Here is a 20751-nt window from a genome sequence, read left to right on the forward strand (position 1 = left end):
CTGGTCGATGAACCGCCTCAAACCCCGCTCGACACCCAACCGGACCCCGGCCGCCACCCCACCCTGCAACCGGCGCTCGAACTCCGGCACACCCCGCCGCACCTCCTCCACGATCTCCCCGGCGACCTGCACCAACTCACACCGCAACGCATCCGCCAGCTCCTGCGGAAGAACCCACCGATGAACAGCCGTCTGGGGCATGGCAACCTTCCTGGATCACTTAGCGGCCGGCCTGGGCCGTTCCTCTAGGGGGTGAAAGGAGGGTGTGGAGAGCACCGTCTAAGAGAGGTAGATGCCTAGCAGCGTCAGCCAGAGGACGACCAGCCATCCGTCTGTCGCGGTTCGGAGCCAGCGAGGGGCGTGGCGGACTTCCATGAAGTAACGGATGATCAGGCGGCATTTGATCAGGCCGAGGAGGACGATCGCGGCGACCAGTTCCTTGCCCAGGGTCGTCGAGGACTCCGATTCTCCGGGGGTGAGGAGCCAGGCGAGGACGGTCGCGGCCGACAGCGCGACCCAGGCGAGCAGGATGGGCCGCGTCTCCTTGGGAAGGAGCGGCTTGCCGGTGGCTGCGGATGGTGGGGTCATGGGTCACCTCATGAGGTAGAGGAGGGCGAAGATGACCACCCAGAGCAGGTCGACCATGTGCCAGAACACGACGCTCTGCTCGATGATCCGGGGCCGCTGCTTGCGGGGGGCGCGCAGCTCGCGCACTGCGATGCCGAGGATGAGGACACCGAGGGCGAGGTGGGCGAGGTGAACGCCGGTGAGGACGTAGTAGAAGCTGAAGAACTCGTTCTGGACCGTGTAGCCCTGGCTGATCTCGGCGTGCCATTCGTACACCTTGAGGAGGGCGAACAGAACGCCGCACGCGCCGGTGGCCAGGAGCAGCCGTTCGGCCTTCTTTAGGGCTTCTTGCCGGACGGCGATGACACCGAGGGCGGCGAACATCGAGCTGGTCAGCAGGATGACGGTGTTGGTGACGCCGATACCGATGTTCAGGTGCCGTTGGGCGGCGGCGAACTCCTCGACCGACATGGCCCGGAAGACCATGTAGGTGACGAAGTAGCAGCCGAAGAAGAACAGGTCACCGAGGACCATCACCCACATGTCGATGTCGCCGGGCAGGCGCTCGTCCGTGGCCGCTCGCTGCCGGGCCGTCGCGGGGAGGTCGTGGCCGGGAGCGCTCATCGGCCCTCCTCCGCGAGGTAGAGCGCCGGCGTCCGGGCGGTCTCGGCGTTGGCGGCGTTCCTGAGGATGAGCAGGAGGCAAGCGACCCAGAGCCCGAAGATGACCACGGCGATGTAGAAGGTGATCATGCCGTTCCAGGCGAACGCGCCGGAGTGGAAGACCCACATCTGGGTGGCCACGACCTCGGTGACGACCTGCCAGACGGAGACGTACGCGAACCATTTGGGGAAGACGCGGTTCTTGTCGTACAAGATGGCGATCGCCAGGACGGTGTAGGCGGCGGTGAAGCAGCCGAGGGATCCGTTGTACGACAGCATGCCGAGGTCGTACAGCATGTGCAGAATCCGGGCGGGGCGGTCGGGCCGGAAGGTCGCGGTGAGCCAGCAGATGAGCAGCAGATGGAATCCGGGGATGGCCCCCACGCACATGCCGGCGATGTAGGCGTAGGCGAGGACCTTCCCCGACGACATGCGTTTCATGAAGTAGCCGATGATGCCGTTGGAGATCGCGGCGCCTCCGGCGATGATCAGGAGGAACATGAAACCGACCTGGATGCCCGGCTGGTGCTTGTCGAACCAGAGCGCCACCTGGAGGTCGGTGACGTCCGGGCGGGGAGGGGGCGTGGCCCGCCCCAGCAGGCACACGCCCACCGCCATGGCGGTGTAGAAGGCGGCGAACAGCCAGTAGACGATCCAGACGTCGCGCTTGCCCCTGCGCTCCGGCGGCTCGCCGTCGGCCGGGCCGCCCTTGGTCAGGGTGGAGGTCGCATCGGTCATGACGCCACGCCCTCCAGCCCGGCCTGGCGCTGGAGCGCGGTCCGCACCACGAAGAACATCACCAGGACGAAGAGCGCGAAGGCGCCGTTGCGAAGCCAGAAGGACACCAGCCCGTCCCAGGCCAGGGGGCCGTCCCGGAAGACCGCGGCTCCCGCCGAGGGGGCCATGGCGAGCGCCGTGAGCAGGGAGTAGTGCCCGACCCACCGAGGGAGGACCGGCGTACGGTCGTCGTCGGCGTAGATCGCCAGGGCCAGGAGCACGAACTGGGCGACCAGCATCCCGATCGGCGCGATGAAGGTGATCCACGCCAGGTCGTTGAGCACCTGCACCAGGTCGTCGCCCCGGTCGGGCCGGAACGCGGCGACCGCGAAGAAGATGTTCGACAGCGCGAAGAGGGTCGCCCCTGCCACGACGGCCGTGAGGTAGGAGAACGCATAGATGTGGCTCTGGCTCTTCATCCGCTGCATCTGCGCCATGATCAGCACGAAGAACGGAACGAGCATGATGCCGCACAGGTTGAAGCCGACCATGCTGAAGCGGATCAGCGGGGTGTTGTCCCGGTAGAACGCCCCGACCTCCGTCGCCGTCATCTCCGGAGACATGGGCGGAAAGAAACCGGGGAAGGCGACGAACAGCACCAGCAGTACGAGCGCCACCACGGGCGACGACCAGAGTGCCACCTGCTGCGCCCGCAGGTTCGAGGCGGACGATGACCCCTCTTTCTCGGCGAGGACCTGCATACCTTTCCCTTTCTCTTCTGATGCAAGGGAGGTTCTCCTCAGGAGAGAGGAAGCTTGCCACGGCCGGAGCATGGCACGGTTTTCTGACGGTAGTCAATAATCAGATGCGGTAAGATGCCTGATCATGGCGATGGGCTCCCGGAATACAGAACGTGACCACCGTCAAGGACGAGCGGTGCCGGTCCGGGCACGTTCCGTCGCGAGCCGGGACGCCATCGTCCAGGGGGCCATGGCCCTGTGGCGCACCAAGGGCTTCGCAGAGACCACCGTCACCGACATCTGCAAGGCCGCCGGCGTCTCCAAGGCGCTCTTCTACGTGTACTTCTCCCGCAGGGAGGACGTCCTTCTAGAGGTCGAGATCTTCTTGATCCGCGACGCCCACCTCGCCGCGCAGACCGTCGCCTCCCGCCCCTACGACCTGTTCGACCTGATCAAGGCCGTCGTCGAGACCCTGGAACGCGGTGTACGCCACCACCCGCCAGAACTGGTCTTCGAGACCGTCCTGGAGGCCTACCGCATCGAACAACGCGCCCTGGCCGACGGCGCCACCGAAGCAGACCTCGCCTTCCTCTTCCTGGAACCCTTCGAGCAGGCACGGCGCGACGGCAAATTCCCCGAAGGAACAGACGTCGTACGAGCCGCCCGCCTCGCGCAGGTACTCGTGGCGGACGGCATCAGACGCTGGGCCGCGAGCGGTCTCGACGAACAACCCGTCGCCCAGACCCTGACCAAGGACATCAGCGCACTCATCCGCGGCCTCGGACCCGGCTGAACAGGCCCGCGCCGAGCCCGATCACCAGCCGCGATCCATGACGGTATGGCCCGGCCCGGAGGTCATCGCGTGGGTGCCGGCCCGGCTACGCGGTGACCGTGCCGGTGTCGAGCGAAGCCAGGAAGTCGAGCAGTGCCGCGTTCACTTCGTCGGGACGTTCCTGCTGAACCCAGTGCCCTGCCCCTTCGACCACGATGTGCCCTCGCAGATCGGTCAGCATGGCCGCCTGTTTCGCAGCGGGCATGAATTCCGCCACGACATCTTCCGCACCGGTGAGGAAGAGGGAAGGCTGATCGATCGTCCGGCGGTCGAGGTACTCGGTGAGCGCCCAGTTGCGGTCCATGTTTCGGTAGTAGTTGAGAGCCCCGGTGAAACCCGTGCGCTCGAACGCCCGGACATAGACGTCGAAGTCGTTCTCGCTCTGCCATGGGCGACCGGGAAGCGGCTCGTCAGCGTCCCCTTGCAGGGTTCGGATGTCGTCCGCCAGCAAGGTGCGCTGCACGTCGCTGTTCAACACGGGATCGGCGACGCCCGGCTCCTGGAACCAGCACATGTAGAAGTCGTCGCCCAGCCGCCGGCGCAGGATCGGAATCGGAGGCGCCGGCGAGCGAGGCAGGATCGGTACGCTCACCCCGGCCACCGCCCGCACGCGCTCAGGGTGGGCGAGCGCCATCTGCCACACGATGGAGGCTCCCCAGTCATGGCCGACGAAGACGGCCTGGTCGGCTCCGGCGTCGTCCAGGAGTCCCACCAGGTCACCGCAGATCGTGAGGATGTCGTAGTCCTCGACGCCGGCGGGCCGTGAACTGCCGCCATACCCGCGCATGTCCGGGGTCAGGGTGCGGTACCCGGCGGCCGCGAGCGCGAAGACCTGATGCCGCCAGGAGAAGCCGAGTTCGGGAAAGCCGTGGCACAGGACGACCAGCGGGCCTTCCCCGTGCTCCACGACATTGAGTTCGATGCCGTTGGTCGCAACGAGACGGGAGCCGAGCCGCTCCCAGTCCGTGACATCGGTGAACCGTGCAACTGACAAGGAGTCACCTTCCACGTCCACACCCGGGTCAGCCGGGTCACCGACGACACTATTTAAAAACTTGGGCCATTCTAAAGAGTGCGGTTCCCGCTCGGGCGACCGGGGCCGACCAGGCCGGGCGGTGGCATTCGCCCTGGTGATGCGGCCCTACAATGCTCGACACGGACCACGGACCACGGACCACGGACCACGGACCACGGACCACGGACCAAGCGGCCGACAGGGACCAACTCGAGCGCGTTTACCCAGCTCGACGTGGTGGGCCACCTGGGACTCGAACCCAGAACCAACGGATCAAAAATGGATCACTTCATCAGGGGCTCGCTGTGCCCGTGACCTGCACGGCAGTCGCGTGCCTTCTCTTCGGCCATGATGATCATTCCGTGTATGTTCCGGATCTTGGTGTGGGATCTCCGGGGGCAAGACACCCTGGTGATCAGTGCGGTTAGCGGAGGAACTCATGGACTACGGGAACGCTGATGTGCTTGAGGGCTTCGCGGAGTTTATCGCCGATGATCTGCGTCGATCTGGTGAGGCGGTCGTCACTTTCAAGGACACTGACCTGGCGGTGAGCGAGGAGACCAAACTTCGCTTTGGGCAGCGTGCCGCGAGCCGAGCAGGTCACATCCTTGGACGGCCGGTGCGCGTAATAGTCCAAGAGGGCACCGTACGTGTCACGGCCGTTGATCAAGCCGAATAGGCAGGAACCGCCCCACCTCAACCCCGGACAGACCTTCCGGCAACGGAGCTTGATACCCCATCTCGGAGTCAGAGGCCCTCGCCGGAGGCATAAGGGGTTGGCTCCGGCAAGATGCGCGGATGGCTGATGCACCGCAGACGGTATGGGAAGACAGCGCCCACGCCCGTAGCGGCGGGACCGGGCGGCCGAGGCGGCGGGCGCGAAGCGCCGCCGCCCTTGATCTACAACGGCCTAATTCGGCAGCGTCGAGTATCGGTGTAGGCATCGAGTAGCGCTTACGGCGGTGAGAGGGCGCTCACCTGAGCGGACGCCTCGTTGGGCCACGTTCGTGGGGGCGGCCATCCCGTAAATATCCCGCGCTGACCTTGTGGGCCACCGGCCGTTGGGTCTTGCCGACGGTCTGGCCTATGAATCGGGGCCGCTCCCACCGACGGGTGAAATGGCCGCTTCCTGCCACATGAGACCTGGGCCCGCGGCGTGGTCAGCGACTATGGTCACCGTGTCTTGATCATTTTCTCTTAGGAGCACCGTGAACCGAGCACATCTCCGGCGGCTGGGCGCCCTCGGGACCGCCCTGGCGTGTTGTCTGGCACTGGCCGAGCCAGGGGTCGCAGCGGAGATCGTGGGGCCTCCGGTGGTATCGGGTCCCAATTGGCCCGCCTACTACGTCGGTATGGTGAGCGGACCTTTCACGACCGGGGTCCCGATTCCGCTCACCCTTTCGCCGGGCACGGGCAGCACTCCGGTCAGCTACCGGTACCAGGTCAACGACGGTGCGCCTGCGACGGCAATGGCCGCCGTGGACGGAACGGCGAAGATCACGGTGACGCCGACCGGCCGGGCGGGCACGCTCAGCGTCACCGGCATCGCGGCGGATGGTACGGCAAGCACCGCCACCGTCGAACGGTTCCGCGCAGATGCCGCGCAGCCGGCGGCCACCCAGGACATCAATGGTGACGGCATCCCGGACCTGGTGACCACCGGGGGGACGCCGGGCCTGCCGTCCGGCATGTGGCTTGTACCCGGAACGGGAGACGGCCGTGGCGGGCTAAGGCTGCCCGCCAAAAACATTGGAGCGCTGGGAGCGGGATTCAACACCGATGCCGCGCCTAGCGATTTCGACGGCGGGCAGGTCATCACCGGTTACTACTACGGCGATGGGTTCCAGGACTTCCTGTTCTACGTCCCCTCCGGCACATATCGAGGCAGAGGAAGCCTGCTCTCCGGTAGCGGGGACGGCTCGGTGGTGGACCCGATCGCTGGAAACTTCAGCGCCTCGGGCGACTACCTCGCCGACAGCAACGGGGACTGGCCGCTCCAGCTTGCGAATGCCTACAACGCCGAAGGAGTGCCGGGCCATCTCGATGATCTGATTACGATCACAGGCAGCGACCAGAACGGCTACCACCTGACCTACTTCGAGTCGCGGGCCACAGACATCCTCCTCCTGGGTGCGCCCCAGCTGACCATCACGGCAAACACGCCGGACGGCACGGCTGACTGGCAGAACTGGACACTGGCCACGACCAAGACGGCCTCCGGCACGGCCATGTATCTACGGAAGCAGTCGACCGGCCAGCTCTACCTATGGGACGGCTTTACCGTCAAGAACAACGGGGACTCCACCGGCTCCATCTCCTACAAGCAGTACGCGATCTCCGCGAAGTGGAACAAGGGGACCACCCTCTCCACCCTGGAGGCCGCCGACTTCGGCTCCGAGGACGCTCCGGGCCTGTGGACCGTAACCCCGGACGGCCGCGTCCGTACGTACGTCGTCTCCGGCCTGAAGACCAATCCCAAGATCAAGCTGGTGCACAGAGCCCAGCTTGGGTGAGGCGGCCGCAGATCGGTTCATCGAGGGCCGACGTTGGTGACCTGTCCAAGCTAGGGCCAGGCCACCCTCCACCGGGGCGCTGTCGGTGCGTAGACGGCGAACTCGCACCGCCTCGGTGGTCAACATCCTCGGGCAGGCCGGCGGGGATGCTCCTCGACCAGTACGGATGGGGCGCTGGCATTCTTCCGGAGCTATTCCGTGGTCCTGGCTGGTCAGCCAAGGTGCCATTGTCCAGCTCTTCTACCCTGGTCCTGAACGGCGTGCGGCGTCCGTCACCAGTGGGTCATCAGGCAGATCCCTTTGTCGAGCTCGATCGCGCACCAGTTCACTTCCTGGCGCATTCGAAACGCCGACGGTTCAAAGATATGCGCGCCTGATCATGGCTGTCCGCTTTCGCCGCGGAGAGAGCGCTCCAGGGCTTCGAGGAGGGTGCCCTCGAGGACGGCGACCTTGCGGATGGTGTGCGGGAGCGGAGTGCAGCGGCCGGCGGCGCGCGCCGCGGCGGCCTCGATGGTCTCCGCGGTCGCGGGGCGGCCGACGAGTGCCTCCTCGACCTCGGTGAGGCGCAGTGGCGTGCGGGCGATCCCGCCGGCCGCCACCGCCGCGAAGACGATCGTCGTGTCCTCCAGGACGAGGCGGACGGCGACCTCGGCCTGCGGCCAGTCCCCCTGGGCCCGGCCGTATCCGGTCCGCTGGTGGGCGGCCCGCTCACCGGGGCGCGGCGCCGGGAGATCGATGCCGAGCAGCACCTCGCGGGGCTCCAGCAGGTGATCGCGGCCGGGGTCGTCCCCGTAGAGGTCGCCGACGGGAAGGGAGCCGCGGCCGTGGACTCGCACCCCGGCCTCGTGGGCGAGCAAGGCGACGGCGAGTGAGGAGGGATGCGGTGCGATGCACGGGCTCTGGTCGATCACGACGGCGAACGGGTGCGCACCCGACCGGGCGGGACAGCCGTCTCCGCCGGTCTGATGACAGGAGAAGAGCGGATTGCGGAAGTACCAGCACCGGTTGCGCTGCAGCAGGTTTCCGCCGAGCGTGGCCGCCGCGCGGATCTGCGGCGTCGCCAGGACGGCCGCCGCCGCGGTCAGCACCGGGAAGGCCGCCGCGAGCCGCTGGTCGGCGGCGAGTTCGGCGACGGTCGTCATGGCGCCGATGGCGGCGGATCCGTCCGCTCCCCAGGTGATGCCGCGCAGCTCCGGGACGCCGCGCAGGTCGGTGTACGGGCCGGTGGAACGTCCCAGGCCGTGCAGGGCCATCAGGTCGGTTCCGCCCGCGCGCAGCACCACCGCGCCGCTCTCGGCGATCGCCGTGACACTGGTCATTGCTGCATCCCTTCGGGCAGACCCTCTGGCAGACCTTCGGGCAGACGGATCGGCAGGTCGTGCGGGCGCCAGCCGGTGGCGGCGTGCACCGCGTTGCCGATCGCGGCCGCGACCCCGAGAGTGGAGAGCTCACCGAGCCCGACGCCCCGGCCGGTCACGTGATCCCAGCCGTCCTCGTGGAAGTGCACGTCGATCTCGGGTACGTCCGCGATGCCGGGAATCCGGTAGTCCTCGAGGTTGCCGGTCAGCACGGCCCCGGTGCCGGGATCGATCTGCCGCTGCTCGTGCAGCGCATAGCCGATGCCCTGGATGATGCCGCCCTCGCACTGGCTGCGGGCGAGCCGTTCCTGGTAGATGTGCCCTGCGGCGATACCGGCGTGCACCGAGAGGGTGCGGATCACCCTCAGCCGGGTGTCGACCTCTACCTCGGTGACGTAGACCGCGCCGCAGAAGCCCCGTCCGATGTGGAAGTGGTTGAGCGGGAAGGGGGTGACGTAGCCGCGGCGATCCCGGCGGCGCCCGCCGACGACCCGCAGTCCGGCCACGTCCCCGGGTGACTCGATCAGGGAGTCGATCCCCGCGGGGAGCGCGGCGAGGAGTTTCCGGGCGGCGTCGCGGGCGGCCGGTCCGATCGAGGGGGTGCCGCAGCTGCTGGCTCCCGCCGGGCCGTGGACGGTGCCGGTCCGGCCGATCTCGACCCGGACCTGCTCAGGTGGCAGGCCGAGTTCCTCCCGGACGACCCCGGCGATGACGCTGCGGCTGCCGGTGCCGATGTCCTGGGTCGCGGTGCGAGCCACCACCACCCCGTCCTCGACGGTCAGTTCGACCTCGGTGCCCGGGTCCAGGAAGTACAGGTAGTTGGCCACCGCCAGCCCGACCCCGCGCCGGAACCGGCCGCTCGCGGCACCGGCAGCCCCCCGGTCCTTCCAGACCGCAAGAGCGGCGGCCCAGTCGTAGAGAGCAGCCCGTTTGGGATTGCCGTCCCAGCGGCGGCGTAGCTCCAGGGGGTCCTCGCCGCGCCGGTACGCGGCCTCGTCGACGGCCTGTTCCAGAGCCCACAACGCGGGTGGGATGCCAGGACCACGGAACGGCGCGCCCGGCGGGAGGTTGGTGAGCACGTCGAAGTCCCGGAGCCGCCGGGGCGCGTTGCCGTACATGAGCCGGGCGTGGGTCGCCACGTTCGTGCCGATCGACACTCCGCCGTCGCCGTAGACGTCCATGGTGAGCGCGGCGAGATCCCCGTTCGCGGTGGTGAGCAGGGAGAGCTCGGTCCGGGTACCGGGGCGGCTGCCGCCGTCCACCAGCTCCTCCGCCCGGGTCAGCACCACCTTGACCGGCGCGCCGGCGGCGCGGGCCAGTTCGGCCGCGGCGATGGCGTCGGAGGTGAGGTTGACCTTCGCGCCGAACCCGCCGCCGATGTGCTCGGCGTAGACGTGTACCTGGTCGCGCTTCAGCCCCCAGCGTGCCACCGCCTGCTCCGCGACGCGGCCGATGGCCTGGGTCGAGATGTGCAGGTGAAGGCCGCCGTGCTCGTCCCAGCGGGCGACCGACGCATGCGGCTCCATCGCGGTGTGCGACTGGGCCGCGGTGGTGTACTCCGCGGTCACCAGGATCTCGACCGAATCGGAGCGGGCCTGGTCGATCCGGCGCACGGCGGTCCCCGCCCGCCAGCTCATCGAGGACGGCCCGCGCAGGTTCCCGGCCCACTTCGCCGGCGCCGGCGGCCCTTCGTTGCTGCGCGGGGCGCTCTTACGGGACGCGGCGGTGGGATAGATCTCCGGCGCGTCCGGTCGCCGCGCCTCTTCGGAGCTGAGCACGGCGGGCAGCGTCTCGTACCGGACCTCGACCTCCGCCGCCGCTTCCCGGGTCGTCACGGCCACCGGCTGGCCCACGTACCGTACCGTCCGGTCCGCAGGCAGCAGTTCCACCAGGAGCGCGGGCCCGGTCACTGAGATGACCCGTGCGTGCGCGTGCGGTGAGCGGATGATCACGCCGTCGAGCATCCCGTCCAGGCGCACGTCGGTGGTGTAGACGGCCCGGCCGGTGATCTTCTCCATCGCCTCGACCCGCGGCGGCGCGGTCTCGGCCGGCCCGTCGTGGCGGCCCGCGCAGGCCGCGGCGATCGCGGCGTAGATTCCGGCGTACGCCCCGCATCGGCACAGATGGCCGGCCATCGCCCTGGCGATCTCGGCGCGGGAGGGCTCCGTATCGCCGTGCGCGGCTCGCCAGGCGTCGGTGAACGCGGCTGCCTCCACCACGAAGCCGGGAGTGCAGAAACCGCACTGCAGCCCGTCGTGGGCGGCGAAGGCACGCTGCACGGGATGGGTGCCGCCGAGCCCTTCGACGGTGGTGAGGTCGCGGCCCTCCAACGTCGAACAGGGAGTCAGGCAGCTCACCGCGGGGGTCCCGTCGACCAGCACGGTGCACGCGCCGCACACTCCGGTGCCGCAGGCGAGTTTGGTCCCGGTCAGGCCGAGCGAGTCACGCAGAACCTGAGCGGTGGTGCCGTCGGCACCCGGGTTCACCGATACCGGATTCCCGTTGACGGTGAACTTCATCGCTCGCTCCTCAGCCAGAAATCACCGGCGTTCCGGGACATGATGGCATTTTTGATCACTACAGTGGGGCTGATCTGGATCTTTTTGGCATCTCGGTCGGCACTGTGAGGAGACGTGATGGCGGAGCGGAAGGATCGCTGGTGGAAGACGGCCGCGCCGAAGGACTGGGCCGTCGTGGGCATCGATGTCAACCGGCCGAGCATCGCCCGGGTCTATGACTATCTGCTGGGCGGCAAGGACAATTTCGCCTCCGACCGGGCGGTCGGCGACCAGATCAAGCAGGCGCTGCCTGAGATCAGGATCGGTGTGGAGGCGCAGCGAGCCGTGCTGCGCCGGGTGGTGCGGCACCTGACGGCCGAGGCGGGGGTCCGGCAGTTCATCGACATCGGATCGGGCCTGCCGACGGCAGGGAATGTGCACGAGACCGCGCAGGCCATCGACCCGGCGGCTCGCGTGGTCTATGTCGATCACGATCCGATCGTGTTGGCGCATGCCGAGGCCCTGCTGACCAGCGACGACGGCACCATCGCGATCAACGGCGAGCTGCTCAGGCCAGAAGAGATCCTCGCCGATCCCGCGCTGGCCGGCCACCTCGACCTGACCCGGCCGGTGGGCCTGCTGCTCTGCGGGATCCTGCACCACATCACCGATGAGGAGAACCCCTCGGGCCTGGTCGCCCGGCTACGGGACGCCCTGCCGTCGGGTTCCTACGTCTTCATCCACCATCTGATCCAGGTCGACGACCCGGGAGCGGCCGCAGCCGAGGCCGCCCTGCGCCAGGGCATGGGGCGTGGCCAGTTCCGACCGGTCAAGGAGGTCGAGCAGATGTTCGACGGGCTGGAACTGATCGATCCCGGTGTCGTGCCGGTCACCGAGTGGCGTCCGGAACCGGGTGTGCCGTCCAGCGATGACCACCCGGTCCTGCGCCTGGCGGTCGCCGGTGTCGCCCGCAAACCCTAGTCCGCACCGGCGACTGGTGACCCGCGTTTCCGGACACTCGCTCACAGGTCCCTTGCGCGGCGCAGAATCGCGTGCACGTCCTCTTCGAACCGCAACCGCCGGATGAGCCTGCGCCGGAACTCGATCGGGAAGTAGAAAGTCGATCGGGCCCCCGTGCGGTGTTCCACATCGACCATCACGGCCGTGTCCAGCCTGGGCAGCCCTGCTCCGACCAGGAGCGGGACGACCCAACCCCACGTGCGCGAGTCGACCGAGCTCCCATAGACCAGGGCGGCGCACTGATCCGTTCCGAGCTTGTGATGCACTGCGCCGGCAAGAGAGCGGTGGGATCGTGGCCCGTCCCAGTCGACGTACCTGCTCAACTCGCCGTAGCCGGTCCTCTCGACCCGCACCACGACGTCATCGTCGTCGCCATGGAGTGTGATCCACTGCAGCCGGACACCCCTACGACGGGTCCAGCCCCTCGGGGCGACCCGTACGGCCGTCTCGAGGATGCGAAGGTAGTCCGCGCGCACGTGAGCCGGAAGAGAGCCGAGTTGGGCCAGCGTGGCCTCGCCCTGCGGTGTCATGCGCGCCTCCGGGACATGGCGTGATCTTGCTCGGCGCAGGGTAACGCACAGCGGCCCGGCGTTCCCATACTGATGGACCCTGTTCGGCCGGTACCAGGTGGGCCTTGTGCGCAGGCAACCAACTCCGTGCTCGACCCCGCCCGGGATCCCACCGCAGCCGTACGGGCAGGTGCCTCTTGTAGCTGTCATCAGTGGTGGATCCACCACATCAGGGCGGTGAAGCCAGCGGTACCGGCGGCGGCGGCTCCGGCCCGTACGGCGCTGTACATGGCGGCTTGGCCGAGCCGGCGCAGGGTGCGCTTGGTCGTGGCCTTCATGGCGAGATTCCCCTCGACGATGTTCCCCAGGAAGCTCCCGGGGCTTGTGGCAGAAGGCTGCGGGATACGGGGATTGATCGTGGGAGTAGGCGGGCGATGCGGGGCATTTGGTTCTAGGCTCCAGGTCAAAGGCTGTGCCCGCGGTTTCCATAGCGGGCAGCCGGTATGACGCGGGCAGGGACGGGGCAGGTGGGCCGCAGATGCAGGATCCGGCGCGGAGACTGTACGAGGCGCTGCGGGCGCTGGAACACCGAGCGGTGACCGCTCGCAAGGCCGGTCGGCCGCCGTTGCCTTGCTCTCGGCGTGAGGCCGCCGTCACTGCCGGCCGGGCACCGTACGGGGTCCAGGTGGACAGCCGCCGGATCAGTTCATGGTTGCCTGCCGACCCCTTACGCGCGCAGGTACCTCGTTCGGGCGATGCCGACAAGGTGTGGGCGCTGGTGCGGGTGTGGAGCACCTGGGCGGGTGATCCGGCTCCGGGGCGCCGATACTGGATGAACCTGATCGACGCCGCTCAGCCGGCACGCACCCGAATCGCCGATGAAGCCCCAGCCACTCAGGGAGAGCCGGATTCGGCGGGTGATGCCCCCGGCCGCCCGGTCGGCCGGCTGGTCATCGAGCTGAGCGACCCCTTCGACCTGGAGGTGCATCGGCCGATCGAGGTGGCCGCACCCCCTGGCGGGCTGCTGCCCGTCCTGCCGCCCTATGTCTCCCGGGAGCATGACCTGCGGCTGGAGGAGGTGATGGCACGGGCGGTGAGTGGCCGCAGTGCGGTCGCCGTACTGGTGGGCGGTTCGTCAACGGGCAAAACGCGGGCCTGCTGGGAGACGGTCCACCGGCTCCCGCCGGGGTGGCGGCTGTGGCATCCGATCAGCCCTGGTCGCCCCGAGGCCGTGCTGGAGTCGCTGGGCCGAGTCGGGCCTCGTACGGTGATCTGGCTCAACGAGGCGCAGCACTACCTGCTCACTCCCACCGGTCCCCTCGGTGAACGTGTCGCGGCCGGCGTACGCGAACTTGTGCGCGACCCCGCCCGTGGGCCGGTGCTGGTGCTGGGCACTCTCTGGCCCGAATACTGGTCCGTCCTGACCACCGCCCCTCCCCCGGATCAGCAGGTCGACCCGCACGCGCAGGCCCGGGCTCTGCTGACCGGCGGCACCGGCATCACCGTCCCCGGGGCCTTCACCGGCACCGCCCTCAACGACCTGCGAGCCGCGGCCACCGGTGATCCCCGCCTCGCTCATGCCTGCGCCCAGGCCGAGGACGGCAGGATCACCCAGTTCCTGGCAGGCGCCCCCGCACTGCTGGAGCGACACCGCAACGCCCCACCCGCCGCCACAGCACTGATCGAGGCTGCGATGGACGTACGGCGCCTGGGACATGGGCCCGCCCTACCCCGATCGCTTCTGGAGACGGCCGCACCCGCTCATCTCGACGATCACGAATGGCAGATGCTGGAGGACGACTGGCTCGAGCAGTCGCTGACCTACACCGGCACCGCGTGCCGTGGGGTCCCCGGCCCCCTCACTCTCATCCGTCCCAGGCCCGGCCAGGCACCTTACGGTCAGCCCCACTACAGGCTCGCCGACTACCTCGAGCAGTACGGGCGCACGACCCGCTGGAACCTGTCCGTTCCAGCCGAGATCTGGGACGCGTTGGTGGACCACGCCCGCGCCGAGCACCTGTCGGACCTCGCCGACGAAGCCGAGCACCGCAGCCTCGACCGGTACGCACTGATGCTCTATGCCGCCGCTGCCTCCGAGACCGGCAGCGCCTACGCCTGGAGCAACGTGGGCAGGCTGACCGCGAGAGTGGCATGGTCCGGTCCAGCGATCACCGCCTATCAGCATGTCGTCGAAGCCGAGGACGCCACCGACGAAGCCTTGCTGGGGGCGGGCCGCGCGCTGCAGAGCATGGGCAAGGCCGAGGAGGCCCTCGCCTGCTACCAGCGGATACTCAACTCCACCGAAGGCACCGCCCCCTCCCCTCTGACGACCTCGAATGCCGCGGAACTGCTGATGGAAGTGATGGGGACACAGGAAGCGATCGGGTGGCTCCAGGACCGCGCCAAGGCCGGCGCATCCGTCGCTCTCACCCGGGCGGCCTGGTGGCTGGAGAAGGAGGGCCGGGTCGACGAAGCGCTCGTCTGGCTACGGGAATGCGCCGAGGCGGGCACACCTGGAGCCTGGTCGACCATGGGCGACCTGCTCCGTGGGACGGGCCGACCCGAGGAAGCGATCAGCGCCTACCAGCGAGCCGGGGAGGCCGGCACTCCTGATGCCTGGCCGAGGGCGGGCACCCTGCTCAGTCGAGCCGGGCGGAAGGACGAGGCGATCACCGCCTACCGGCACGCCGGGGAGGCCGGCCTCGCAAAGGCATGGATGTCGGTAGGCCGGCTACTGGAGGAGACCGGGCGGGTCGACGAAGCGATCAGCGCCTACCAGCACGCCGCCCAGACCGGCTGCCCCGACGGCCTCGATCATGCCGCCCGTGTGCTGGACGAGCAGGGCCGACTCGAAGAGGCGCTCGCCTGGCTCCAGGACCGCGCCAGGGCCGGCACCCCCACCACCGCATGGTCCCTGGCGGGTGAGCTGCTGCACCGAGCAGGGCGAGTAGACGAAGCGATCACCTCCTTTCAGCATGCCGGGGCAGCGGGCCTCGGCTACGCGTGGGAGTCGGCGGGCGAGCTGCTGGAGGAGACCGGGCGGATCGAGGAGGCCATCACCGCCTACCAGCACGCGGCGAAGAACCGCACCGACAAGACCCGTAGAAGAGGTCTGCAGGCGCGGCATCGCATACGCAACGTGTGCACCCGGATGCGGGAGGCGGGCCAGACCCGGCAACTGTTCGTCTGGCTCCAGGCCTACGCCGAAACCGGTGACCACCACGCCCTGAGAGAGACGGCCGCCCAGATGCGGGAGGCGGGGCGGACCGAGGAGTTGCACGCCTGGGTCCGGTCCTGCACCGAAGCCAGCATCCCCCTCAATCCTCCGGACCAGGTGGCCGCCGTGCTGGAAGAGGCGGGCGGGGTGGAGGAGGCGTTCGCCTGGCTACAGGCCCGCGCCGAAACCGGCGACACCGACGCCCAGGACGTAGCAGTCGAGCTACTCACGGCGAAGGGAATGAGGGAGCAGGCACTGACCTGGCTGCACACCCGCGCCGAAACCGGCGACCACCACGCTCTCTACCAGCAGGCCGAGGTATTAGAACAAGCAGGAGAAGCCGAGGAAGCGATCAACCTCTTCCTGCGTGCCGCCGAAACCGGCGACCACCATGATGGCCCCGGCAGCCTCCCTGCCCGGCAGCGAGCGAAGAGCCTGCTGGAGGAGACGGACAAGGCCGAAGACGCCGCACGCCTGCACTGGTATGGGCTCGAACCGGGCGGGCTCATCGCCGGTCCCTGGAGCACTGACCCGTCATATTTCTCCCCTCCATAACGTTGCCAGGCTGCAGTGATCTGGTCGGTGCTGTCCGCCATCAGAGACCTGAACGCTCATGTTGCGGGTATCAGTCCGAGCCGTACTAGTCACGGTGTCCCCTCCCTGAGCGCGGACCACAGACACCAGAGGCAAGGTAAGGATCACCAGGAATCGTGACCTGGCACACGGGCTCACGACGGAGACCTGGTGGGACGCGGAAAATCCGCTGTTGCGAGGTAACCCGAGCAGGCGGGCTTGTCAGGGGGGCCTGCGCGGACCGATGGCTGCAGTCCGTCAGCAGATCGCCCGAAAAACCGGACGGAACAACCGGCCCCGAGCGGCGCCGTGGGGTATCTGACCAGGTGAGACTAGGTGGGCCGCCTGGGACTCGAACCCAGAACCAACGGATTAAAAGTGGATCACTGCATCGCGGGCATACAGGGGCCGTGACCTGCACGGCAACCGCGCGCATCCGTGTCGACAGAGATGATCATTCCGTATATTTTCCGGATCTTGATATCAAGTCCCCTGCCGCAGGCAAGCAGTGCCTGCCGGTCGGGAGGCATGATCTTGGCGGCTGCCTTGGTGATTCGCTGACCTGCGGGTTCTTAGGCCCCAGGACCTGTCACTATGACGTCGTGTCAACGTTGAACAACGACCTCGACGCCGTACTGGCGATTGTGGCGGGGCGGACGAACTGCCGTGTCCATCCGGCCGCTGGCATGCCGTCGTTCGGTCCGAAGCGGACTCTCCCGGCGGGCCTCGCCGAGTTCTACAGCCGGTGTGGCGGCCTGACGCTATTTCGGGACTCGGAGTTCCCCTGGCGTGTCAGCAGCGGCGAACAGCTTCTTCCCGCCGGGCCACGGCTGCTGGGGGACCGACAGGCCGAGCAGATCGCTGCCGACCATCCCGACGATCTGAGCACCACCTGCCATGTCATCGCCGATGACGGCACCGGAAGCTCCACTGCCCCCCACGTCGTGATCGACCTGCACCCCACCAGAGTCGGCCGGTGCTATGCCACCGGCTGGGATAGCTTCGGCCTGGCAGGGGACATGCCGATCATCGCCCTCGATATGACAGGTCTGGTCACTTGGCTTATGGAGGCGGCCGGAGATGCTCCCATGGGCGGTCATCGACCCTTCGGAGACGCCTATCGACCGACGCTATGATCCCAGCCTTCTGTCCCGGCAACGTTGTTGGCAGGAGCTCATGGGATCACAGAGCGCAGCGCAGGCGAGTGCCTTCTTCCGGGAGGTCGCTCGCGAACGGAGGGTGTGGGGGGTTCGGGACGACGAGGGTTTTCCGGCTTTTCAAGGCGGGAGTGGTGAGCTGGCCATGCCCTTCTGGTCACTGGAGTCCCGGGCCGCGCGGATCGTTGAGATCTGTCCCGCCTACGCGAGCTTCCGTGCGGCAGCGATTCCGCTGGCCGAGTGGATCCGCTGGTTGCCCGACCTTCGAAACGACGGTCTAGGAATAGGGGTGAACTGGAGTGGCCCACGCGCCCGCGGCTGGGACTTCACGGTCTCCGAGGTGTTGAATCGCCTTCAGTCAGTGTCCGCTGGCCTTGATCCCACAGCGGTATCGGAACGCGCGCCGCGTACGGCTCGCCAGGCTTCCACCTCAACCCCTGACAGACCTTCCGGCAACGGAGCTTGATCCCCCATCTCAGAGTCAGCGGCCCCGCCGGAGGCGTAAGGGGTTGGCTCCGGCAAGATGCGCGGATGGCTGATGCACCGCAGACGGTATGGGAAGACAGCGACGGACTCGCTGCTGGCATGGAGGTGATGATCAGGGGCGCTGGTTCCGCTCGGCGGGGCGGGCAGGTTGCACGCCGCGGTGACGGTGACCTTGCGTGTGCCGGAGGGGTTCTTCGTGGCCTTTGCTGAGGGGGATGCGAGTGCGACGGCTCTGCTGACTCCGGACGAAGCCAGAGGAGTCGCGGCATGGCTGACTGAAGCGGCTGCCGCCGCTGATCGAGTCGGCCCTCCGATGTACGACTGACCTGCGATTGGTCGGGCGGCGGCGCTGACCCGGCCGTCCGGGCACGGCGCGTAGGGACCGGCGCCCACGCCGCACGCGATGGCCTGCACGCTTGAACTGGAAGTTTCCGGACTTGCGCGGGGGCGTGGCCTCGTCGCCTTGTCGGCGGACGGGCTGGCACCTGCCTGCGCGCGATGGCCCGTCGCGCGGCCCCGCGAGCGGTCCCCCGTTAGGTCGGGAACCGGCCAGGGGCGCCACCGGCTGTTCGAACCCGGTATTCGTCCTGTGGGCGGTCGGCCGCCGGTACGGCCCGGTCTGCAGGTCGCCTTGATGGCAGTGCAGAAGGACTGCACATCCTGGCCGAGTGACTCCTTAGCCGCTCATTTTGAGTAGTGCGCGCATGGTTTCGGCTGGGGTGGTGCATCGGAAGCTGGTGTCGTCGTCGAGCATGTCGGTGGATGCGTCGTTGAAGGTTGAGGGTGTGGCTCGGTGGAAGGGGCTGGTGAAGGCGCTGCCTTTCAACTCGTGGCGGCCTGGTTCGGATTCGGTGGAGAGCCATTCCCAGGTGTTGCCGCACAGGTCGTAGACGCCGTAGGGGCTGACGCCGCTGTGGTAGCGGTCGACCGGGGTGGTGTTGCGGATGCCGCCTTCTCGGACGTTGCATTTTGCCGGGGTGAGCTGGCTTCCCCAGGGGTAGACGTCGCCTCGGGTTCCGCGGGCGGCTTTCTCCCATTGCTGGCTGCTGGGTAGGGTCTTGGCTGTCCACTCGGCGTAGGCGGAGGCGTCGTGCCAGGTGACGAAGACGACGGGGTGATCGAAGAGGATGTCGGGTGGTCCGCCTTCTTTGGTCCAGTGCTGGGGTGCGGTGTGCCCGGTCGCTGCGGTGAAGCGCCCGTAGTCGGCGTTGGTGGTGGGGAAGACGTCGATGTAGAACGCCGGGAGATAGAGCGGTTCGTTGTCGGGGCCGTGCAGGAAGACGCCTGCAGCGATGAGGGTCATGAGTTTGCCGTCGATGGGGTGGCGCACTTGGTGTTGCTCGTCGGTGGGCAACGGCACGTTCTGCTGTTCCTCGTTGTCGCTGGGCTCCCGTGGGGGGATGACCGTGAGGGAGGCGCCGACCAGGCCGGCGAACCTGGTCTGTACGTCGGTGCTGGAGGCGTTCAGGGATGAGTCGAGGGCGTGCTGGTTGACGGGGCGGGGGTGGATGCTCTCCCCGCCGGCCTCCCACTTGGAGACCATGCGTTCACTGATTCCCAGGTGTGCGGCGAACGCTCGTATGCTCATGCGCTTGGCTTCGCGTAAGGCGCGGACTTCTCGGCCGGACCAGACTTGAACGGTGGGCGATGTCATGCGGAGTCTCCTCAGATGAACGGCGGATATGGCGTGGACGGGTCAGAGTTCTTCGGCGGGGATGTCCTCGTATTCCTTGCGGAGGGCATCGAAGATCGGATGATCCTCGGGCAGTTGAATACCGTCGATCGCCGTGACCGCCCGTACGCCTACTGAGGTGTTGGTGGCGAATGCGGCCTGCATCGCGGGCACGTCCCGGAGATTCACAGGTGCTGTGACCGTGTGCTCGTGGACTTGCTTGAGCAGTCTCATGGTGACGCCGGGCAAAGTGTTGGCGTCCGGCCAGATGACGCGTTCTCCGTCGAAGAACCCGATGTTCCAGGTGGCGCCTTCGGAGATGAACAGGCCACTGTCGATGAAAAGCGCATCGTCGTAACCGTTGAGCTGGGCATTCCGGCGACCCCACAGGGCGCCGAACAGTCCGATGTGCTTCACCTCTGGCAGATCGCGGCGGTACTTGGTCGTCTGCACGCGCATCGGCTCCGGTGGCCAGGCGATGGCGGGGCGGGTGGTGACCAGCACCTTCGGCTCGGCGGGGGCGCCAGGGTGACCGAGTTCAAGCGCTGGGTCGAAGACCGTCACCCGGACGGTGAACGAACCCTGCTCCTCCGCGATCGCGTGCCGGATGAATTCCCGGACGGTGTCCCTGTCCAGGTCGGCATTGAACAGCATCCGACAATCACGGACAAGCCGGTCAAGATGGTGCGAGAGCCCGCGAATATGCTGATTGTCGACGCGCATGGATGTGAAGTGGCCGTAGTTGGTGAGGCCCAGCGCTTGAAGCGCTTCGGGTGCGACAGGTACGCCGTTGAGTTCCGCCATGAGTCCAGTCTGACACCATTCATGATCTGCTCCTATACCGAAGTGCAGTGAAAGTTCAGTGCTAAGGCGGCACCAGTACATGGGAATGCCTCTTGTGGCATTGGACCCTTGAAGCATGAGCGATGAACGACCCCGCGAGGAATGCCCTTCGTGCGGCGGCCGAGGCAAGAAGATCATCCTGCCTCGCCGGAGGCTGATCGTCGTGCCGCCCGGTGACTCGACGGGTCCGGAACCGGTGGCGTTGGAGAACTGCGCGTTGTGCGCCGGTACGGGGCGGGCGGCGGCGTGATGAGCTGCGGGGCCGGTGCGGTGGTGAGGGCGGCCGAGATGCCCCCCGGTATCGGTCGTGGCCCCACCTACACCGGTCTCGCCTCCACGAGAGTGGGTCGGGGCGATGAATGAGAACTACAG

20 protein-coding genes are annotated in these 20751 nt (G+C 67.8%); 8 read left to right on the top strand and 12 right to left on the bottom strand.

Annotation, left to right across the window (positions count from 1 at the left end; all coding sequences use genetic code 11):
• The 5 genes from ACRYCC_RS37770 to ACRYCC_RS37790 form a co-directional block, all read right to left on the bottom strand.
• A partial coding sequence (locus ACRYCC_RS37770) for a PucR-like N-terminal domain-containing protein (protein ID WP_490885260.1) occupies positions 1-201 on the bottom strand: 201 nt, incomplete at its 3' end.
• 78 nt (positions 202-279) lie between these two features.
• Entirely contained in the window at positions 280-588 is a 309-nt protein-coding gene (locus ACRYCC_RS37775; protein WP_433818873.1) for a cytochrome C oxidase subunit IV family protein, read from the bottom strand.
• A gap of 3 nt (positions 589-591) precedes the next feature.
• The gene (locus tag ACRYCC_RS37780; RefSeq protein ID WP_433818874.1) at positions 592-1191 is read right to left on the bottom strand and encodes a cytochrome c oxidase subunit 3; all 600 of its coding nucleotides are present in this window, start codon (positions 1189-1191) and stop codon (positions 592-594) included.
• Positions 1188-1967 carry a hypothetical protein gene (locus ACRYCC_RS37785; protein WP_433818875.1) on the bottom strand — a complete coding sequence of 260 codons (780 nt, stop codon included), beginning with the start codon at positions 1965-1967 and terminating at the stop codon, positions 1188-1190. Before ACRYCC_RS37785 ends, ACRYCC_RS37780 begins: the two co-directional genes overlap by 4 nt.
• A complete protein-coding gene (locus ACRYCC_RS37790) occupies positions 1964-2707 on the bottom strand; it encodes a hypothetical protein (RefSeq protein WP_433818876.1) in 744 nt (247 codons plus the stop codon). Before ACRYCC_RS37790 ends, ACRYCC_RS37785 begins: the two co-directional genes overlap by 4 nt.
• A gap of 175 nt (positions 2708-2882) precedes the next feature.
• On the opposite strand from ACRYCC_RS37790, the gene ACRYCC_RS37795 reads away from it, so the two are divergent.
• A complete protein-coding gene (locus ACRYCC_RS37795; protein ID WP_433818877.1) occupies positions 2883-3479 on the top strand; it encodes a TetR/AcrR family transcriptional regulator in 597 nt (198 codons plus the stop codon).
• Positions 3480-3564: 85 nt separating this feature from the next.
• Here the strand turns inward: ACRYCC_RS37795 and ACRYCC_RS37800 are convergent, their stop codons facing one another.
• Positions 3565-4512 (bottom strand): alpha/beta fold hydrolase, encoded by a 948-nt coding sequence (locus ACRYCC_RS37800; protein WP_433818878.1) that lies wholly within the window; start codon positions 4510-4512, stop codon positions 3565-3567.
• 460 nt (positions 4513-4972) lie between these two features.
• Here ACRYCC_RS37800 and ACRYCC_RS37805 point away from each other — a divergent pair, with 460 nt between their 5' ends.
• Both ACRYCC_RS37805 and ACRYCC_RS37810 read left to right on the top strand, forming a co-directional pair.
• A complete protein-coding gene (locus ACRYCC_RS37805; protein WP_433818879.1) occupies positions 4973-5212 on the top strand; it encodes a hypothetical protein in 240 nt (79 codons plus the stop codon).
• A gap of 673 nt (positions 5213-5885) precedes the next feature.
• The gene (locus ACRYCC_RS37810; protein WP_433818880.1) at positions 5886-7046 is read left to right on the top strand and encodes a hypothetical protein; all 1161 of its coding nucleotides are present in this window, start codon (positions 5886-5888) and stop codon (positions 7044-7046) included.
• Positions 7047-7423: 377 nt separating this feature from the next.
• On the opposite strand, the gene ACRYCC_RS37815 is transcribed toward ACRYCC_RS37810, so the two are convergent.
• Together ACRYCC_RS37815 and ACRYCC_RS37820 are read right to left on the bottom strand one after the other, a co-directional pair.
• Positions 7424-8365 carry an FAD binding domain-containing protein gene (locus ACRYCC_RS37815; RefSeq protein ID WP_433818881.1) on the bottom strand — a complete coding sequence of 314 codons (942 nt, stop codon included), beginning with the start codon at positions 8363-8365 and terminating at the stop codon, positions 7424-7426.
• Positions 8362-10923: a molybdopterin-dependent oxidoreductase gene (locus ACRYCC_RS37820; protein ID WP_433818882.1), complete on the bottom strand. Its 2562-nt coding sequence runs from the start codon at positions 10921-10923 to the stop codon at positions 8362-8364. The genes ACRYCC_RS37815 and ACRYCC_RS37820 overlap by 4 nt, the downstream gene beginning before the upstream one ends.
• Before the next feature lie 117 nt (positions 10924-11040).
• On the opposite strand from ACRYCC_RS37820, the gene ACRYCC_RS37825 reads away from it, so the two are divergent.
• On the top strand, positions 11041-11883 hold the full coding sequence (locus tag ACRYCC_RS37825) for an SAM-dependent methyltransferase (protein ID WP_433818883.1): 843 nt from the start codon (positions 11041-11043) through the stop codon (positions 11881-11883).
• A gap of 41 nt (positions 11884-11924) precedes the next feature.
• On the opposite strand, the gene ACRYCC_RS37830 is transcribed toward ACRYCC_RS37825, so the two are convergent.
• Together ACRYCC_RS37830 and ACRYCC_RS37835 are read right to left on the bottom strand one after the other, a co-directional pair.
• Positions 11925-12452, bottom strand: coding sequence for a hypothetical protein (locus tag ACRYCC_RS37830; RefSeq protein ID WP_433818884.1), 528 nt, complete (start codon positions 12450-12452; stop codon positions 11925-11927).
• A 188-nt stretch (positions 12453-12640) separates the two neighbouring features.
• Complete coding sequence (locus ACRYCC_RS37835; protein WP_433818885.1) at positions 12641-12769, bottom strand: hypothetical protein; 129 nt, start codon at positions 12767-12769, stop codon at positions 12641-12643.
• 440 nt (positions 12770-13209) lie between these two features.
• Here ACRYCC_RS37835 and ACRYCC_RS37840 point away from each other — a divergent pair, with 440 nt between their 5' ends.
• The 3 genes from ACRYCC_RS37840 to ACRYCC_RS37850 all read left to right on the top strand — a co-directional run bounded on the left by ACRYCC_RS37840 (position 13210) and on the right by ACRYCC_RS37850 (position 17844).
• Positions 13210-16203, top strand: coding sequence for a tetratricopeptide repeat protein (locus ACRYCC_RS37840; RefSeq protein ID WP_433818886.1), 2994 nt, complete (start codon positions 13210-13212; stop codon positions 16201-16203).
• 428 nt (positions 16204-16631) lie between these two features.
• Positions 16632-17357: a hypothetical protein gene (locus tag ACRYCC_RS37845; protein WP_433818887.1), complete on the top strand. Its 726-nt coding sequence runs from the start codon at positions 16632-16634 to the stop codon at positions 17355-17357.
• A 40-nt stretch (positions 17358-17397) separates the two neighbouring features.
• Positions 17398-17844 (top strand): DUF2750 domain-containing protein, encoded by a 447-nt coding sequence (locus tag ACRYCC_RS37850; RefSeq protein WP_433818888.1) that lies wholly within the window; start codon positions 17398-17400, stop codon positions 17842-17844.
• Between the two features lie 696 nt (positions 17845-18540).
• On the opposite strand, the gene ACRYCC_RS37855 is transcribed toward ACRYCC_RS37850, so the two are convergent.
• On the bottom strand, positions 18541-19518 hold the full coding sequence (locus ACRYCC_RS37855) for an SUMF1/EgtB/PvdO family nonheme iron enzyme (protein ID WP_433818889.1): 978 nt from the start codon (positions 19516-19518) through the stop codon (positions 18541-18543).
• A gap of 42 nt (positions 19519-19560) precedes the next feature.
• Entirely contained in the window at positions 19561-20340 is a 780-nt protein-coding gene (locus ACRYCC_RS37860) for an aminotransferase class IV family protein (RefSeq protein WP_433818890.1), read from the bottom strand.
• A gap of 115 nt (positions 20341-20455) precedes the next feature.
• Here ACRYCC_RS37860 and ACRYCC_RS37865 point away from each other — a divergent pair, with 115 nt between their 5' ends.
• A complete protein-coding gene (locus tag ACRYCC_RS37865) occupies positions 20456-20629 on the top strand; it encodes a hypothetical protein (protein ID WP_433818891.1) in 174 nt (57 codons plus the stop codon).
• Positions 20630-20751 lie beyond the last annotated feature (122 nt).

Origin of the sequence: Actinomadura scrupuli (genome assembly GCF_050971785.1) — a bacterium.
Taxonomy (GTDB): Bacteria; Actinomycetota; Actinomycetes; order Streptosporangiales; family Streptosporangiaceae; genus Actinomadura_E; species Actinomadura_E scrupuli.

Excerpts from the sequence above, each read along its gene's own strand:
- ACRYCC_RS37775 (WP_433818873.1), bottom strand. The coding sequence starts at position 588 with ATGACCCCACCATCCGCAGCCACCGGCAAGCCGCTCCTTCCCAAGGAG.
- ACRYCC_RS37780 (WP_433818874.1), bottom strand. The coding sequence starts at position 1,191 with ATGAGCGCTCCCGGCCACGACCTCCCCGCGACGGCCCGGCAGCGAGCG.
- ACRYCC_RS37785 (WP_433818875.1), bottom strand. The coding sequence starts at position 1,967 with ATGACCGATGCGACCTCCACCCTGACCAAGGGCGGCCCGGCCGACGGC.
- ACRYCC_RS37790 (WP_433818876.1), bottom strand. The coding sequence starts at position 2,707 with ATGCAGGTCCTCGCCGAGAAAGAGGGGTCATCGTCCGCCTCGAACCTG.
- ACRYCC_RS37805 (WP_433818879.1), top strand. The coding sequence starts at position 4,973 with ATGGACTACGGGAACGCTGATGTGCTTGAGGGCTTCGCGGAGTTTATC.
- ACRYCC_RS37810 (WP_433818880.1), top strand. The coding sequence starts at position 5,886 with ATGGTGAGCGGACCTTTCACGACCGGGGTCCCGATTCCGCTCACCCTT.
- ACRYCC_RS37815 (WP_433818881.1), bottom strand. The coding sequence starts at position 8,365 with ATGACCAGTGTCACGGCGATCGCCGAGAGCGGCGCGGTGGTGCTGCGC.
- ACRYCC_RS37820 (WP_433818882.1), bottom strand. The coding sequence starts at position 10,923 with ATGAAGTTCACCGTCAACGGGAATCCGGTATCGGTGAACCCGGGTGCC.
- ACRYCC_RS37825 (WP_433818883.1), top strand. The coding sequence starts at position 11,041 with ATGGCGGAGCGGAAGGATCGCTGGTGGAAGACGGCCGCGCCGAAGGAC.
- ACRYCC_RS37830 (WP_433818884.1), bottom strand. The coding sequence starts at position 12,452 with ATGACACCGCAGGGCGAGGCCACGCTGGCCCAACTCGGCTCTCTTCCG.
- ACRYCC_RS37835 (WP_433818885.1), bottom strand. The coding sequence starts at position 12,769 with ATGAAGGCCACGACCAAGCGCACCCTGCGCCGGCTCGGCCAAGCCGCC.
- ACRYCC_RS37850 (WP_433818888.1), top strand. The coding sequence starts at position 17,398 with ATGGGATCACAGAGCGCAGCGCAGGCGAGTGCCTTCTTCCGGGAGGTC.
- ACRYCC_RS37855 (WP_433818889.1), bottom strand. The coding sequence starts at position 19,518 with ATGACATCGCCCACCGTTCAAGTCTGGTCCGGCCGAGAAGTCCGCGCC.
- ACRYCC_RS37860 (WP_433818890.1), bottom strand. The coding sequence starts at position 20,340 with ATGGCGGAACTCAACGGCGTACCTGTCGCACCCGAAGCGCTTCAAGCG.
- ACRYCC_RS37865 (WP_433818891.1), top strand. The coding sequence starts at position 20,456 with ATGAGCGATGAACGACCCCGCGAGGAATGCCCTTCGTGCGGCGGCCGA.